The organism is Alkalihalobacillus alcalophilus ATCC 27647 = CGMCC 1.3604 (assembly GCF_000292245.2).
GTDB classification, from domain to species: Bacteria; Bacillota; Bacilli; order Bacillales; family Bacillaceae_D; genus Alkalihalobacillus; species Alkalihalobacillus alcalophilus.
In genome coordinates, this window is sequence record NZ_ALPT02000023.1 from 40231 (window position 1) to 55503 (window position 15273).

The window sequence follows — 15273 nt, forward strand, 5'->3', positions numbered from 1 at the left end:
TTTCTATTCCAAGTGGTTAGTTCATTCATTTTATCATTTAATGGGATTTTATTACATGAAATATCCCCGACGCTTTTAATTTAACAATCACCATTATATCTTTTTCATGTTACCATTTAATCACGTGAAAAATCCGATAAATGCTTATTATTAAAACTTTTTTCAAATTTTTCATTCCGAAATGGATAGGAACATAATCCACTAAATGCTAATTTTATATAATCATTTTCTTTCAGAACAGCTGTAGTAATAAGTGGATAGCCTTCATCCCATTGTCTTCTTTTTTTTACACAGAGAAAGGGAAAATCCAACTCTTTTTTTTGCGTTATAGTTTGGACGAGAAACTCGCCCTTTGCTAAATTCATCTTTTATGTATGTACCTAGTATTGTTAACGAAATCAATATGAACCTACAAATAAAAAAACGATTTCATTAATTTTTAGTTACCTCTACAACCACTATCATATGGTAAGAGGTATTTTTTCATGTCTTGTTCGCCCTAACAATGACCCTTTACTTAAAACAAAAAATTTAATAAAAAGCCTCGTTGGAAAGGTCCCTATAAATCATTGACAAAAATGCAGACACGCTTTTTATTTTAAGCTTAACTGGATTCATTGGAGACATATGATTCTCTTTCGCTGCTCCACTTTCCTTCTTTCGGCTTCATTTGGGACCTATGATTCCCTTTCCCCGCTCCACTTTCCTTCTTCTGGCATCATTAGCTCCTTATGATTCCCTTACCCCTCCTAAATTCACTTCTTCCGGCTTCAATGACACTGTACCGCTTGGTCCTTATAATCACTTTTTTTCACTATAAAAAACCCCCTTAATTTTTACACTCAGGGGGCCTACTTTTATTTTATCCTTAAACAAACCTCTTCCCCTTCAACAGTGAAGGTTTCCATTTCCTCACATCGTTCAAATGTAATCGATTTGATGATTAAATTTTCATGCAGGAAGGCTTCGAATTTTTTGAGCGTCATTTGTACGTGTTCACTTGCTTCAATAGATAACTCAACTCGTAATTCTACTGGTAAATTCAATTGTTTCCGGTACATTTGCACTGCCCGTACAAACTCGCGTACAAACCCTTCTTCTTTTAACTCTTCCGTTATTTCCGTATGAAGAAGCACTCTAAATGAGTCACCTTCCGCAAAAGCATATCCTAGCTTTGCACTCGTTTCGATGAGAATATCTTCTTTTGTTAATTGAACCTTCACTCCATCTTTTAATGTTAATTCAAGCTCATTTTCCTCTAAAAAATGGCTCGTTTCTTCTTCTGAAAGCTGAGCGACATACTTTTGCACTTCGCCCACCGCTTTTCCGAGCTTTGGTCCTGCTACTGGGAAATTTAATTTTAATTCATTCGTGACTAAACCTGAATCACCCGTTGCAAAATGCACCTTTTTTACATTCGTTTCATCTGCAACAATGGAATCATATTTGTCTAAACCACTTACCTCCACTGCCCCTACTGGAAAGACTGTTAACTGAGAGAGCGGCTGTTTCGTTTTGATTCCGACTGCATTTCGAATCGAGCGTGTAAGTTCAACAACTTGTAGAATCGCTTGCATTTTTTCTTCTAATTGCTCATTAATCAAGGATAATTCAGGCTTTGGAAAATCGCTTAAATGAACACTGTCACCTACTAAATCCAGATACACTTCCTCACTAATAAATGGAGCAAATGGAGCCATAAGCTGGGCAGTCTTTGTTAACACTTCATACAAAGTATGGAAGGCTGCTTTTTTATCATCATTCATGCCACTACTCCAAAAACGCTGTCTTGAGCGACGAATGTACCAGTTGCTAACCTCATCTAAAAAAGCGGCAATAAGTCTTGCTCCTTTTGTGACATCATATGCATCTAAACTTTTTGTTACCTCTTCAATCACTGTATTTAAGCGGGATAACACCCACTCATCCATTCTCGTTTTTGTCCCTTTGTTTGTCTGATTCACATCAAACTGATCGATTTTAGCATACATAGAATAGAAAGAATGGACATTTGTTAACGTATCAATCACTTTTGATTTCGCTTGGCTTACTGTCTTTTTCGAAAAGCGCTTATTATTCCATGGGGCACTATCGCCAAGCAATGCCCATCTTAGTGCATCCGCTCCAAATTCCTCAATTAATTCCACAGGGTTTAAAGCATTCCCTTTACTTTTTGACATCTTTTGGCCGTTCTCATCTAAAATATGACCGAGCGAGAGAACCCGTTTATATGGGGCTTCCCCTGTAAACAAAGTAGAAACAGCAAGTAAGCTATAAAACCAACCACGTGTTTGGTCGACGCCTTCAATGACAACATCGGCCGGATACTGAGTTTTCACCTTTTTTTGATTTTCAAACGGGTAATGGTATTGAGCAAATGGCATCGAACCACTATCAAACCAAACATCAATGACTTCATTTGTTCTTTTCATCGTTCCCCCACATGAACAAGTGAACGTCACTTCGTCCACAAACGGTTTATGAAGCTCAAAGTCTTCAGGTAACTCTTCATTGGCATGTTCCCGTAACTCATTTAAAGAATGAGGGGCAACTTGCTCTTCACAGCTTTCGCAAAGCCAAACATTTAAAGGCGTTCCCCAATAACGATTACGTCCAATATTCCAGTCAACCATATTTTCGAGGAAATTCCCAAAACGTCCATCCTTCATATGTCCAGGGAACCATTCAACCGTTTGATTATTCACTAGCATCTTCTCTTTCACTTTGGTCGTTTCGATAAACCACCCTTCCATCGCATAGTATAAAAGGGGACTATCACAACGCCAGCAATGTGGATAGCTATGCTCATACCTTTCCTTGTCAAACAGACGATTATTTTGAGCGAGCATTTTAACGATCTCAACATCGCAGTCCTTGACAAACTTTCCGACAAGTGGAGTAATTTCTTGTTTGTATTGTCCCTTTGAATTGACCACATGAACGAAATCAAATCCATTTTCTTTAATCACATTATAGTCATCTTCCCCATAAGCAGGTGCAATATGGACAAGTCCTGTACCGCTTTTATCGGTTACAAAATCAGCCGCAACCACTTCATGCCCCTTCTCCACTTTTATAAAATTAAACGGAGGGTCATATTTTGTGCCGACTAACATAGCACCTTTTATAACCTCGAGTACTTCATAATCTGTTTTGAGCAATTTCTCAACAAGACCTTCTGCCACCGTATACACTTCTTGCCCTTTTTTCGCTTTGACATAATTCATGTCAGGGTGGACGGCGATCGCGACATTGGCCGGTAATGTCCATGGAGTCGTTGTCCATCCTAATAAAAATTCATTTTCTGTCCCCTGCACTAAAAATTTCGCGGTCGCCGATAAATCCTTCACATCCGCATAACCTTGGGCGACCTCATGCGAGCTTAACGATGTTTCACAGTTCGGGCAGTATGGGACAACTCGATGGCCTTTATATAACAAATCCTTCTGATGAATCGTCGCAAGGATATTCCAAACAGACTCGATATAAGGGTTATCCAATGTTACATATGGATCGTCCATATCCACCCAATAACCAAGTGCTTCGGTAAATTGACGCCATTCTTTTTCATACGTAAAAACACTTTCTTTACATTTTTTAATAAAATTCTCGACTCCATATTTTTCGATTTCATCTTTCCCACGGATGTTTAATTGCTTTTCTACCTCTAATTCAACAGGCAGTCCGTGTGTATCCCAACCTGCTTTCCTTAACACTTGATAGCCTGACATCGTTTTATAACGAGCGACAAAATCCTTCATCGTTCTTCCTAAAGCATGGCCCGCATGAGGTAGGCCATTAGCTGTTGGTGGTCCTTCATAAAAAACATAGGTCTCTTTTCCCTCACGCTGATCGATTGACTTCTGAAACGTTTTTTCCTTTTCCCATACTTGACGCACTCTCAGTTCTCGTTCTTTCACATCACTCATTCCACTCACTCCTTTTCATTTTTTTTAAAACAAAAAACCCGATCCTTGACGTAGGATCGGGTTATCTATACAAATAACATTCGATTAAAAGAAAAATAAAAAAACCTCATAGTAGTGGGTTTTTCTCAAATTCTCATCACTACGTACCATCATACGCGTCCTGGATATCGGTAGAATACCGTCAAGGCTTAAAACATTAAGCTCAGCCTTGCTTCTCGGAGAGGATTTTCATCATGGTCTTAACATTGACTTCCAGCAAATCGTCAACTCTCTGCAGATAAGATCCCATCATTACTCTTTCTCGTCATCGAATTCAGTTTGTAATTATCGGTAGTTTACTCTTATTTTATTGAAAAGTCAAATAATGGTTCAGAAAAATCAATTAATGGGCTTTTTAACTTCTTCAACTTATTCATTCCAAATGCTTCATTTTTCTTTTTGTTGTTTTCATGTAAACTTAACATGAATCATATTTAATCTAGCTACGCCTGTTAGAAGCTCGAGAAAAATCGCCCACCTGAGTGAAGACAAAGAACGTCTTCATCAGCTGTTCTTGCCCACAGGACGTGGGTACAAGGCGTTGCGGCAGGATGACGCGAACTTAGCGTTGCTCCTTAATGTTCTCGCTTCTAAACGAACAGGCTTCGCTTTATATTCAATCTAGCTACGTCCGTTAGAAGCTCGAGAAAAATCGGTCCATCTATAAAGTCAAAAAGCGACTTTTTAACTGGCCCTGCTCACAGGACGTGGGTACAAGGCGTTGCGGCAGGATGGCGCGAACTTAGCGTTGATCCTTAATGTTCTCACTTCTGACCAACGGACTTCGCTTTATATTTGTAGGAGGTGTTTTTATGGCCACAAAAATTTTGATCGTTGAGGATGAAAAAAATATCTCAAGATTGCTTCAGCTAGAATTAGAGCACGAAGGTTACGAAACACAAATAGCGGCTGATGGCTTACAAGCTTTAACATATATTCAAGATAACAATTGGGATCTGATTTTATTAGATATTATGCTGCCCGGATTAAGTGGAATGGAAGTACTAAGACGGTTAAGAATGACAGACCCAGACTTACCTGTCATAATGCTGACAGCCAGAGACACCGTTGTTGATAAAGTTAGTGGCCTTGATCAAGGAGCCAATGACTATATCACGAAACCATTTGAAATAGAAGAATTATTAGCCCGCATTCGAGTTAGTTTGCGGATGAATCCTTCTGTTGAACGAGGCCATTCAAAACTAGAGGAAGCAACGATCACATTTGCTAATCTAACAGTGAACACAAAATCAAGAGACGTCAAAAGAGACGAAACGTTTATCGAATTAACGGCGAGAGAATATGATTTGCTCTTATTTCTATTAGAACATCAACAACAAGTGATGTCACGAGAGCAAATATTAGAGCAAGTGTGGGGTTATGATTATTTTGGTGATACAAATATCGTTGATGTTTATATTCGTTATTTAAGACAAAAAGTCGATAAACCATTTGATAAACCTATTATCCATACCGTACGTGGCGTTGGTTACGTGTTAAAGGAGAAAAACCAATGAGTCTCGCTCGCAAAATAACGTTTTTTTCTACAGGCTTACTCATTTTACTTATGCTCATCATTAGTGTCGCGATTTACCTTTTATTTTCGCAATTCTCACAGCAAGCAGAGCTAGAGCGTAGTTTAAATCAAGCGCAGAGTATGGCCAAACAAATTTCAGAACAAAACAATGTTACGGATGCCACCCAAATATTCGAATTAGCGGTTGTTCATGATGGCGTCATTCGTCTCATTTCAGATGATGGGCTCCCTTATTTACAAACGACCTTAAATTTATCTTTATTACGTGAGCTTCCATCCGCTTACTCATTAAGTGAGGAAATGGAAACGATCATTCATAGAGAAGAAAAATATGCGGCCGCCAGAACTCCGGTTATTTGGCCTAATGGCTCCGTATTAACATTGGAATATATTGAACGAATGAATATTCACGAATCAACTATTCAACTGTTAAGAATCGCTCTTTTCATTGCGAGTGCTGCCATTATTATCCCTTCTTATTTTGCTGGTCGTGCCTTAAGCAACATCATTTTAAACCCAATCAAAAACTTAATACAGACGATGGAAGAAATTAGACAAAGTGGTCGCTTTAAAAAAATTGCGATTTCCAAGGAAACAAAGGACGAATTAGGACAAATGAGTCTTACCTTTAATCATATGATTGATTTACTCGATCAAAATTATCAAAAACAGCAACGTTTTGTTTCCGATGCATCCCATGAGTTAAGAACACCTTTGACCGTCATTAGTAGCTATGCCAAGCTTTTAAAAAGATGGGGAAAATCGAAGCCAGAAGTTTTAGAAGAAGCAATTGAAGCGATTTCTTCTGAATCTTTACGAATGAAAGGGTTAACGAAACAAATGCTTGATTTAGCGAACGGCGAAAATTCTTTAGTGAATGAAGTTGAAAAGGTTGACCTCTGCCAAGTAATAGCGGAAACGCGAAAGCATTTTAATCAAGCGTATGAGCGTGAAATCGAATTTGAAGACCAGACAGATCACTCTATCTATGTTTTAGCAGAGAAAGAAAAAATAAAACAATTACTCTTTATTTTATTAGAAAATGCAGTGAAATATAGTGAAGAGAAAATCGATTTGATGCTAACGACCAAAAATAAGCATGCCCAATTTACTGTAACCGACTATGGCGTAGGAATTGCTCATCAAGACAAAGAGCATATCTTTGAACGATTTTTTCGAGTTGATAAAGCAAGAAGCCGAGAAACGGGTGGTAGCGGCTTAGGACTTGCCATTGCTAAATCAATCGTCAATAGTCATTCGGGAACGATTAAAGTGGAAAGTGAATTAGGAGTGGGCACAACGTTTATTGTGGAAATCCCTCTGTTAGAAAGGGAGTGAGAAATTGAAAAAGGTAGGATTTATTATTACTACAATTGTTATTGCCCTATTAGCGAGCATTATCACATGGAACATCGTCTCTTCCAACTCATTATTAACCGAAGCAGAAATTGTCGAGCTCGTTACTGAGAGATATACTGGTACGATTCAAGCGATCGAGCAATTAAACGAAAACGGCGAGGAAATGTATCATGTTTATTTTGAATCCGCTCAAGGCCCTTATTTAGTGGAAATGGACGCAATAACTGGATCTATTAAGACGTTACGACAACTCGATGACTCAACAGAAGAAAGCACACCAAATGAAAGCGAAGATAAACGGCTTACTCCTCAAGAAATTCAAAAAATTATTGAAAAAGAGTTAGATGAGGAAGTTACTTTATTAACGGTTGAACTCGATTCAGAGCAACAAACGACTTATTTGATTAAAGCCGAACAGGAAAATGGCATTGCCACGATTGAACTTGATATTCAGACTGAACAGTTTAATAGCTACATTCTCGAACGAAAAGAACTTTCCTTTATTACCGAACAAGAAGCGGCTGATATTGCCCTTGCAGAAGTACAAGGGGAAGTCGATGATATCGATTTAGAAAGAAGAAATGACCGTGATGTGTATGAGGTTGAGATAGAAGAATTTGCAACAGGTGAAGATATGCTCGTTACAATTGATGCCCTTACTGGAGAAGTCATAAGCGTTGAATTAGATTAGCCTTACCCGACACTTTTTTTCCCTAATAATTATATCCTTTTTCTCATCAAATTCTCATTTTCCTTTTATCTTGTTTTCAGAGTCAGTGACTATCATAGTAACTGAGAGAACAAAAGGAGGAATTAAAATGAAAAAAACAACGATTATGTTTACCGCATTATTACTATCTGTAGGTGCCACTGCAGTAGTAGCCGCAAATGATTCAGATTCAAAAGGGGGTAATCAAACACCCTTGAGTGACAGTGGAGAAAGTATTGTGCTTCAATCAACTGTTCAAAACATCGGAGAAACAACCGTTCAAAAAAAGGATGGACTTATCACTAAAGAAGAAGCCAAAAAGGCAGCCCTTGCTGTTTTAGATGGAAAAATTAAAGAGGTAGAACGAGATAAGGAAGATGGCAGACTTATTTATGAGGTTGAAGTCTTATTTGAAGGAGAAGAATATGATTTCGACATTGATGCCTATACCGCTGAGGTCATCGAAATTGATGATGATTTATTAAAAACTCCAGTGGCTAACGAAATGAAAATCACCGTTGAAGAAGCAAAAGAAATCGCCAACAAACTAGTGCCAAATTCAAAAATTGATGACATTGATTTAAAAAAAGAACGTGGAATTTATCTATATGACATTGAGTTAGAACTCAATGATGAAGATGGAGATTTATATCTCGATGCCAATACAGGCGAAGTCATCAAACTTGATGGTGACATTATGAAAGAAATGGAACGTATGACAACTAAAAGTAAGAGTAGCAGCGAGAGTAATAACGGAAAAACAAATGAATCTACCTCTTATATTTCAAAAGAAGAAGCAGCCAAAATTGCCTTAGACTATCTTGGTGAAGGAAAATTAGATGAAGTCGAACGTAAAATAAAATCAGGCAACGTTTTATATGAAGTAGAAATCGAAATACATGACGATGATGTCGAAGTTTATGTGGATGCTATAACAGGCAATGTGCTTTATGTTGATTGGGATTAAAGACAAATCGACACAACTTATATAGCTGTTCTATCACATTTTGTAGCATATCTTGATTGGCACGACGCTACTCGCCACTTACCCGTCCATAGTTCAAATAAAACACACTAAAAAACGGCTATCTCAGGTGAGATAGCCGTTTTCATCTACTTTATTATTTCTTCTTTACCGTAATCGTCCAGGCAGCTTCGCCTACTTCTTCATAGTTCGTTACTGTGTGGCCACTTTCAGCCGCCCAGCGTGGAATACTTTCGGTTGCTTGTGTACAATCGAAATTAATGACAAGTTCTTCACCAGGTACCATTTCTTCCATTTCTTTTTTTGCTTCTACTAAAGGGAATGGACAAACCATACCCATCACTTCTAATTTTCTAGCCATTGTAAATCTCCTCCTAAACCAATTCATGCTACGAAATTTTTTATTTTTTCCGACACCCTTCCACTTCTATAAGTGGGAGTAGTTCAATTCTATCTTATCGTAAACTTATAACCAACTACGATCAACTAAAACAGTTAATTAAGCTGCCTGTGGTGGTGCAGCAGTTGTTGTTCTCTTTTTCATTGGACGAATAAATACAAAATAAGAAGCTGTCCATGTACCTAAAATCATAAACGATAGCCCAATCCATCCTTGCCATGTCATCATCGCCGTCATGACTAGACCATTACCAATCGAACAACCACCGGCTAAACTTGCACCAAACCCCATTAACAGACCACCTGAAGCACTATTTAAACCTGTTTTTACATCTGGCATCCGGAAACGGAATTCACGGCTACCTTTAGCGGCTATAAACGAACCTAGGAAAATTCCAAGAACAAGGAAAACTCCCCAGTTAATAAAGCCCGTATCTGAAGTGACAATATATTGTAAAATATTCGCTGACGGAGCCGTAATTCCTAGCCCAAACATTCTTCCTGTTGCTTGACTTAACGGCCATGCAGCAACAGCAATAACTCCAATTAATACAGCTGTAAAAAATGGATGCCAGCGTTTTTCAAATAATAAATGAGCAAGACCAGTACGTTTTGGTTTTAATGATGGAATCGCCACTTTAGGTTTACGAAACTCTCTTACTAAAACCCAAGTTACAACGGCTAATAAAATGACAACAAATACCCAAACGGAAAGTCCTGTTGATTCAGCCATTGAATTATTTGGTAAAGCGTACTCCTGTACAGACCCGTTCAAAGGAGCTAATGGGCCAGTCCTCATGACTGCTGCCATTAACATATACGTCGCAAGAGCGATCCAACTTCCGATCAAACCTTCCCCTGCTCGATACCATGTTCCAGTTGCACAACCACCGGCTAAGATGATCCCAATTCCAAAAATAAACGAACCAATAATAACTCCTAACCAAGAAAATTCGCCAGCTGAAAATTGAACCAAACCAGCATCAATTAAAATATATATACCTACACCATGAACCGCGATCGCGATTAGCAATGCATAAAACATCCGATTATCTTTTGCGATAAACATATCTCGAAATCCACCAGTTAAGCAAAAGCGTCCTCTTTGCATAACAAATCCAAGTAAAACACCGCAAATGATTCCGGTTATTACCATATAAGTCATCTATCTCTCTCCTACTGTTTCTATTTCTAAAACAAAGTATTTACATGCGAATTATATATTATATTAAAGTACCAAGTCAGTCAACAGCTTTAGCCCATTTATTTAATGGTAAAAGTCACCTAGCTTTTTTTAGACATTTATCACATCGCTCTAATCCTTTTAACTCGTAAGGAGGCTTGGCTAAAATTTGCACGAATCCATGCATGGCGATAACATAAAAAAAGAACTATGACCTCCAGACAATGGAAACCATAGTTCTTATTGTTTATTTCTTTAATTTAACTTTCTTCTTCTCACCCAGTACAACCCTGCACCGGCCAACAATAAAGCCGCACCGATCGCTAAGTAATTATAGAGCGATGTTGCTGTATTCGGTAGACCTTCCCCTCGTTTTTGCTCCTCTTTTTCTGGAGTAGGAGTAGTCGTGTCACTTTCTTTTTCATCATCTTCTTCCGTTCCATTTTCTTCTTTAACCGGAGGCTCTTCCTCCTCAATAGGATCATCTTCCGGATCTTTTGGATCAACTGGTGGCTCCGGTGTTTCAGGAGGGTCCGTCACTTCTACATCACCGACTTTTACAACAACAGCTGTTAGTGGTTCAATTTTAATCGAATCGGCTGTTATTTCCACTCCAACTGGTTCGACAATTTCAGTCGTTCCTGCTTGCACTTGGTCAACAACAACAATTCCTTCTGTTAAATCATCTTCCAATGTCAATATACGTTCCGTTGTATCAGCATTAACAAACACATAATAAGCATCTTCATTCGTCGCTTCATTACGATAAGCAATGACTAAATCTTGTTCTTCAATTTCTGGTGCCTCGACTTTTGTCACATGGCTATCAACCAATTCCTTCGTTCCTAAACGGAAGGCATCACTTGATTTTCTTAACTCGATTAACCCAGTCGTATATTCTCTCGTCAGATTGTTAATTGGATACTCGGCTTCATCTGTCGCTTGCTCCCAATCAAAACGATTAATAATGTCTGTCGAGTCATAAGAATCATGGATAAAATAAGGATACGTAAATGGATTCCCTTCCTCATCCGTCATATATGTTGATTTATAAGGAGCCCCTGCCGTTTCCGCTCTAAATTGTTTTGTTCTCCCAAACTCCTGGCCCGCATGAAGAAAAGCGGTTCCTTGAGAAGTTAACACCATTAAGTTCCCTAAACGAATACGTTGGTGAATTTCTTCTTGATGGAATTCTGGATCTTTCTGAATCGATTGGGCAATAACATCATGTAATGTTAAATTATCATGAGCCTCAATATATGGCACCACATCACCTGGATCATCGGCAACAAAGTTATGAGGTTGAGCTTTGATATTATCAAAAATTAAATCGATATTTCTTGCCCCACCTGTAATAAACATTGGCTGCCCTTCACTACCAAATCCTGATTTTAATTCATTTCTAAACTCATCTGAAAACACACCGACACTATCTGTATACTGCATCCAGTGTTGATCAGCAGCTTGGACATTCGTATCATCCTCATCACCAACATAGGTGATCCACCCTTCTCCAATCATGACGATATTCGGGTTTAATTCTTTCGCCTTATCATATGCCATTTGGATCGTTTCTGCGTCATGGTCACCCATCATATCAAAACGGAATCCATCAACTTTAAACTCTTCCACCCAATACATGATCGAATCAACTAACACGCGTCTTGCCATTTCATGGGTTGTGCCGAGACGTCCTCCACCAAAGCTCTCCCTTGGTGTTCCATCTGCATCCATAAAATGATAATAATTTGGCACTAAATCTTCAAAAATACTCACTCTCGCCGTATGATTATAGACGACATCCAAAATCACGCCCATACCACGATCATGAATTTCATCAATTAATTGTTTAAATTCTTCTATTCGTAATTCGGGGTCCTCTGGATTTTCAGAATACATCCCCGTTAACGAGAAATAACTTTGTGGATCATAACCCCAGTTATAATTTGTATTAGTCGACGCATACTCAAGCATTCTTACATCATTTTCAAACTCATTCGCAAAAAAGTAACTCATGACTGGTAAAAGCTGAATATGTGTAACACCGAGTTCTTCAATATAATCTAACTTCTCAACAAAGGAAGCAAATGTTCCAAATTGAGCGGATAATTCGTCGGCAATATTCGGATCAGATGTAAAGTCTCGAACATGTACTTCATAAATAATCGCGTCTTCTTTTTTCTCAAAACCATCAATCTGAGCAAAATCCAATTCAGGACCAATCGTAGCCGGATCAACAATCGCTGCTTTTGCAATTGGATCATCACCTGCATTATTCCAAGCTGCTAATGATTTAGCATATGGGTCAAGGGCCAGCTTCTTTTCGCCATCACGTTCAATCTCATAGTGATAATAATAACCATTAAGATGGGCAAGACCCGTATTCTGTTGGTCTAAATCAATTTGCCAAACGCCACGCTCTCCTAATATCATCTCTAATTCTGTAATGACCGTATTTTGATCCTCTTTATCATATAAAACAACCGAAACGCTCTCAGCCTTTGGTGACCATATTTTTATTGTAGCCGTCCCATCGCCATGTAATGTTGCTCCAAGCTCCCCGTCATAGGCGTACATTTCATCGAGCATTCGCCAACCCACTTTTGTCGTCACGGTTTTCTCCTCGAAAGTAACCGTATAAGGCGACTGTTCAAGTGGGAATTCTCCATTTAATTCAACCGACTTTCCATCCTCTAAAAATTGTATCTCATGGAAAGATACGAGCTCACCAGCTACATTTTCAATCGTTAGCCCTTCTAACAACCCTTCTTCTGTTAATTCATCTGTTCGTGTAAAACTTAAAACCATTTTTGTATCTGATAAAAGCTCTGCTGCCAATAACTCTGTTGCAACAGCCCCATACGGGTTTGTATACACTCCATCATCACCTTCAACGATAAATAATTGGTTCGCACTACTTAAATTAGTAAATTCGCGATCCATCTCTTGATCTCCTGTCTCTCTGTTCACAGCAAGAATCCCAATTTCCTCTGCCCCTTCATTTAATTCAATATCTAAGTAGGCACCGTATTTTCCAACTTGCTCATTTGTAAATGGAGTCGCTGCACTAGGCCACTCTCCAGCATCACCTGAAGCTACTTTTACGTCCCCCCATAACCAGAGCCCTAAATTCTCGTAATTCCCATCTGCTTTTTTGTAGTGAATGCGAACAACATCCTCTCCTAATTCAACCGGTTCATAAAGGGAAATGTCATCTGAACCTTCTTGAATCCAAACTTCATTAATATGAGGCGAGAACATTTCTAAACGCTTATCACCGCCACGCTCCCCAGCTTCATCCTTAGCACCTGTTGTCACATCAAGAACAAGAAAACCAACATTACGTGCTCCAGATTTTAAGGGGATATCAAGATACACTCCATAATCTGTCATCTGCTCTTCTACAAAAGGAATTCCACCTGTTGGCCAATTATCTGTTGGAGATTCAACATCATCCCAAGTCCATAACCCTAAATTCGTATAGTCACCATCATCTGTTTGATAATGAATTCGTAACGCATTTTCCGGTATTTCTGACTCTGCTGCTTGCACTTGGAAATCGTCTACATAACCAGTATTTGGAAATAAAAAGCTCGAACCAGAAAAAACTAAAATAAAAGCTAAAAAGGTCATAAACACTCTACTTAATTGTCGCCTCAATACATACACCCCTCATATCCTTTTTATTTACTATTAATCTACTAAATGCTTTTATTTACCACGTAAAAGATAGCGCTTTCATAAATAAAAAAGACATTTAGCAGAATAGCAACCGTCACTCATCCTCGCCATTAATATGTATCTGTTTCTCAAATTAGCGCAATCGTTTTCATTAATAATTATAAGATTCAGAACTTATACAGTCAATCCATTTTTAATACTTTAAGAGATTTTTATCTTTTATGCATATAATAAGTAAGGCATTTGATTCTTTTGTCCCATTTATAAGCAAACGTTTTCTCAATGACACCCAAGCAAATATTCCAATATAATACAGACAATTACATTTTAAAAGGTATTTCTTCTTTTATGTCGAATAATCAAAATGATAATAATTTAGGAGGCGATTTAATATGAGACATTATCATTCCAAAATTAATAAAGAAGGAAAGCGTGCGAATTAACAAACTTTGAACCTAGGTGGGGATTTTTATTAAAAACATTGCAATGACCGACATGAACATCTCTATAACCAATCACAACTTTTCAGAAAGAGAAATGAAACTGATTGAAGTATTAGCATTGAGTAACGCAGCTTTTGTTAACGTTCAAACTCATGAAAATCAAGGTATGGCTTTAAATCCTCTAGAAAAAGAGCCTAACCATATTTTTCATTATCAATTCGCTTGGCAAAAATCTCTTGAACCCGAACGCTATCAAAAATTTGAAACAGAATTAACGAAGCGATTAACTAATCTACTTTCTATGGCTCAATTAGAAGAATTTGAGATCAACTTTTATCAAAATTCATTTATGAGTAAGAGTTAAATTAGTTTCGTTGGATGTAACGAACTAGCAGCTTAAATCTGGAATAGGCTACTCTCTTCCAGCGATTTATCCCTCTTCAAGACAGCGAAAACCTTGTATTTCTAACACCGACAATTCCGTACGGCCTAAAGACATGTAAAAACCCCTGCCACTTTTTAAGAGATTTATTCGATGGCAGGGGTTTTATTAACTATTAACTTAGCCGCACTTACAAAGTAGACGTTAACGGCTCATTTTTCACTTCTAAAATATATTCATTATACACATAGTCTCTTCCACCATGCTTATCATACCAGGCTATTATTCTCTTTACATGCTCTTGGTTACTTCTAACATTTGCTTCAATTTCTTGATACTTCTCTTGGCTATCATACTCCCAAATCGCAAATATTTCCGTAGTCGATTCATTATGAGGAACCATCCACCTTCCAATTAATCGAGCACCATGTTTTAATTGATTCGGTAAGTTTGTTTCATTAAAGTGTTGATTAAAGATTTCTACAAATTCATTTTTAACAATATAATACTTCCTTCTATAGAACAAAATTTCTACACTCCTTTAATCGACAAATTTCAAGTCGAGGCAGTGGTACCTCTGTCATAACTTAATAACCTGTGGTTTTATATCAACATCATGATTAGCTA

Annotated in this window: 11 protein-coding genes; 5 read left to right on the forward strand and 6 right to left on the reverse strand. The window is 38.0% G+C overall.

The genetic code is table 11. The annotated features are described in order from the left end of the window. Positions 1 to 116 precede the first annotated feature (116 nt). Positions 117 to 365, reverse strand: coding sequence for a hypothetical protein (locus BALCAV_RS08245; RefSeq protein ID WP_003322956.1), 249 nt, complete (start codon positions 363 to 365; stop codon positions 117 to 119). A gap of 492 nt (positions 366 to 857) precedes the next feature. After that, complete coding sequence (gene ileS / locus BALCAV_RS08250; RefSeq protein ID WP_003322958.1) at positions 858 to 3929, reverse strand: isoleucine--tRNA ligase; 3072 nt, start codon at positions 3927 to 3929, stop codon at positions 858 to 860. A gap of 851 nt (positions 3930 to 4780) precedes the next feature. On the opposite strand from ileS, the gene BALCAV_RS08255 reads away from it, so the two are divergent. The 4 genes from BALCAV_RS08255 to BALCAV_RS21115 all read left to right on the forward strand — a co-directional run bounded on the left by BALCAV_RS08255 (position 4781) and on the right by BALCAV_RS21115 (position 8540). Beyond that, positions 4781 to 5485 (forward strand): response regulator transcription factor, encoded by a 705-nt coding sequence (locus tag BALCAV_RS08255; RefSeq protein WP_003321036.1) that lies wholly within the window; start codon positions 4781 to 4783, stop codon positions 5483 to 5485. Continuing rightward, a complete protein-coding gene (locus BALCAV_RS08260) occupies positions 5482 to 6843 on the forward strand; it encodes a sensor histidine kinase (RefSeq protein WP_003321035.1) in 1362 nt (453 codons plus the stop codon). The genes BALCAV_RS08255 and BALCAV_RS08260 overlap by 4 nt, the downstream gene beginning before the upstream one ends. A gap of 4 nt (positions 6844 to 6847) precedes the next feature. After that, the gene (locus BALCAV_RS08265) at positions 6848 to 7555 is read left to right on the forward strand and encodes a PepSY domain-containing protein (RefSeq protein WP_003321034.1); all 708 of its coding nucleotides are present in this window, start codon (positions 6848 to 6850) and stop codon (positions 7553 to 7555) included. 127 nt (positions 7556 to 7682) lie between these two features. Continuing rightward, a complete protein-coding gene (locus BALCAV_RS21115) occupies positions 7683 to 8540 on the forward strand; it encodes a PepSY domain-containing protein (protein ID WP_003321032.1) in 858 nt (285 codons plus the stop codon). A 154-nt stretch (positions 8541 to 8694) separates the two neighbouring features. Here BALCAV_RS21115 and BALCAV_RS08275 read toward each other — a convergent pair whose 3' ends face one another. The 3 genes from BALCAV_RS08275 to BALCAV_RS08285 form a co-directional block, all read right to left on the reverse strand. Then, positions 8695 to 8919: a sulfurtransferase TusA family protein gene (locus BALCAV_RS08275; protein ID WP_003321031.1), complete on the reverse strand. Its 225-nt coding sequence runs from the start codon at positions 8917 to 8919 to the stop codon at positions 8695 to 8697. A gap of 138 nt (positions 8920 to 9057) precedes the next feature. Then, a complete protein-coding gene (locus BALCAV_RS08280) occupies positions 9058 to 10122 on the reverse strand; it encodes a YeeE/YedE family protein (RefSeq protein ID WP_003321030.1) in 1065 nt (354 codons plus the stop codon). Positions 10123 to 10395: 273 nt separating this feature from the next. Further along, on the reverse strand, positions 10396 to 13800 hold the full coding sequence (locus BALCAV_RS08285; RefSeq protein ID WP_235213092.1) for a pullulanase: 3405 nt from the start codon (positions 13798 to 13800) through the stop codon (positions 10396 to 10398). Between the two features lie 558 nt (positions 13801 to 14358). On the opposite strand from BALCAV_RS08285, the gene BALCAV_RS08290 reads away from it, so the two are divergent. After that, a complete protein-coding gene (locus BALCAV_RS08290; protein ID WP_003321028.1) occupies positions 14359 to 14628 on the forward strand; it encodes a hypothetical protein in 270 nt (89 codons plus the stop codon). Positions 14629 to 14836: 208 nt separating this feature from the next. On the opposite strand, the gene BALCAV_RS08295 is transcribed toward BALCAV_RS08290, so the two are convergent. After that, complete coding sequence (locus tag BALCAV_RS08295) at positions 14837 to 15172, reverse strand: NIPSNAP family protein (protein WP_003321027.1); 336 nt, start codon at positions 15170 to 15172, stop codon at positions 14837 to 14839. Positions 15173 to 15273: the final 101 nt, after the last annotated feature.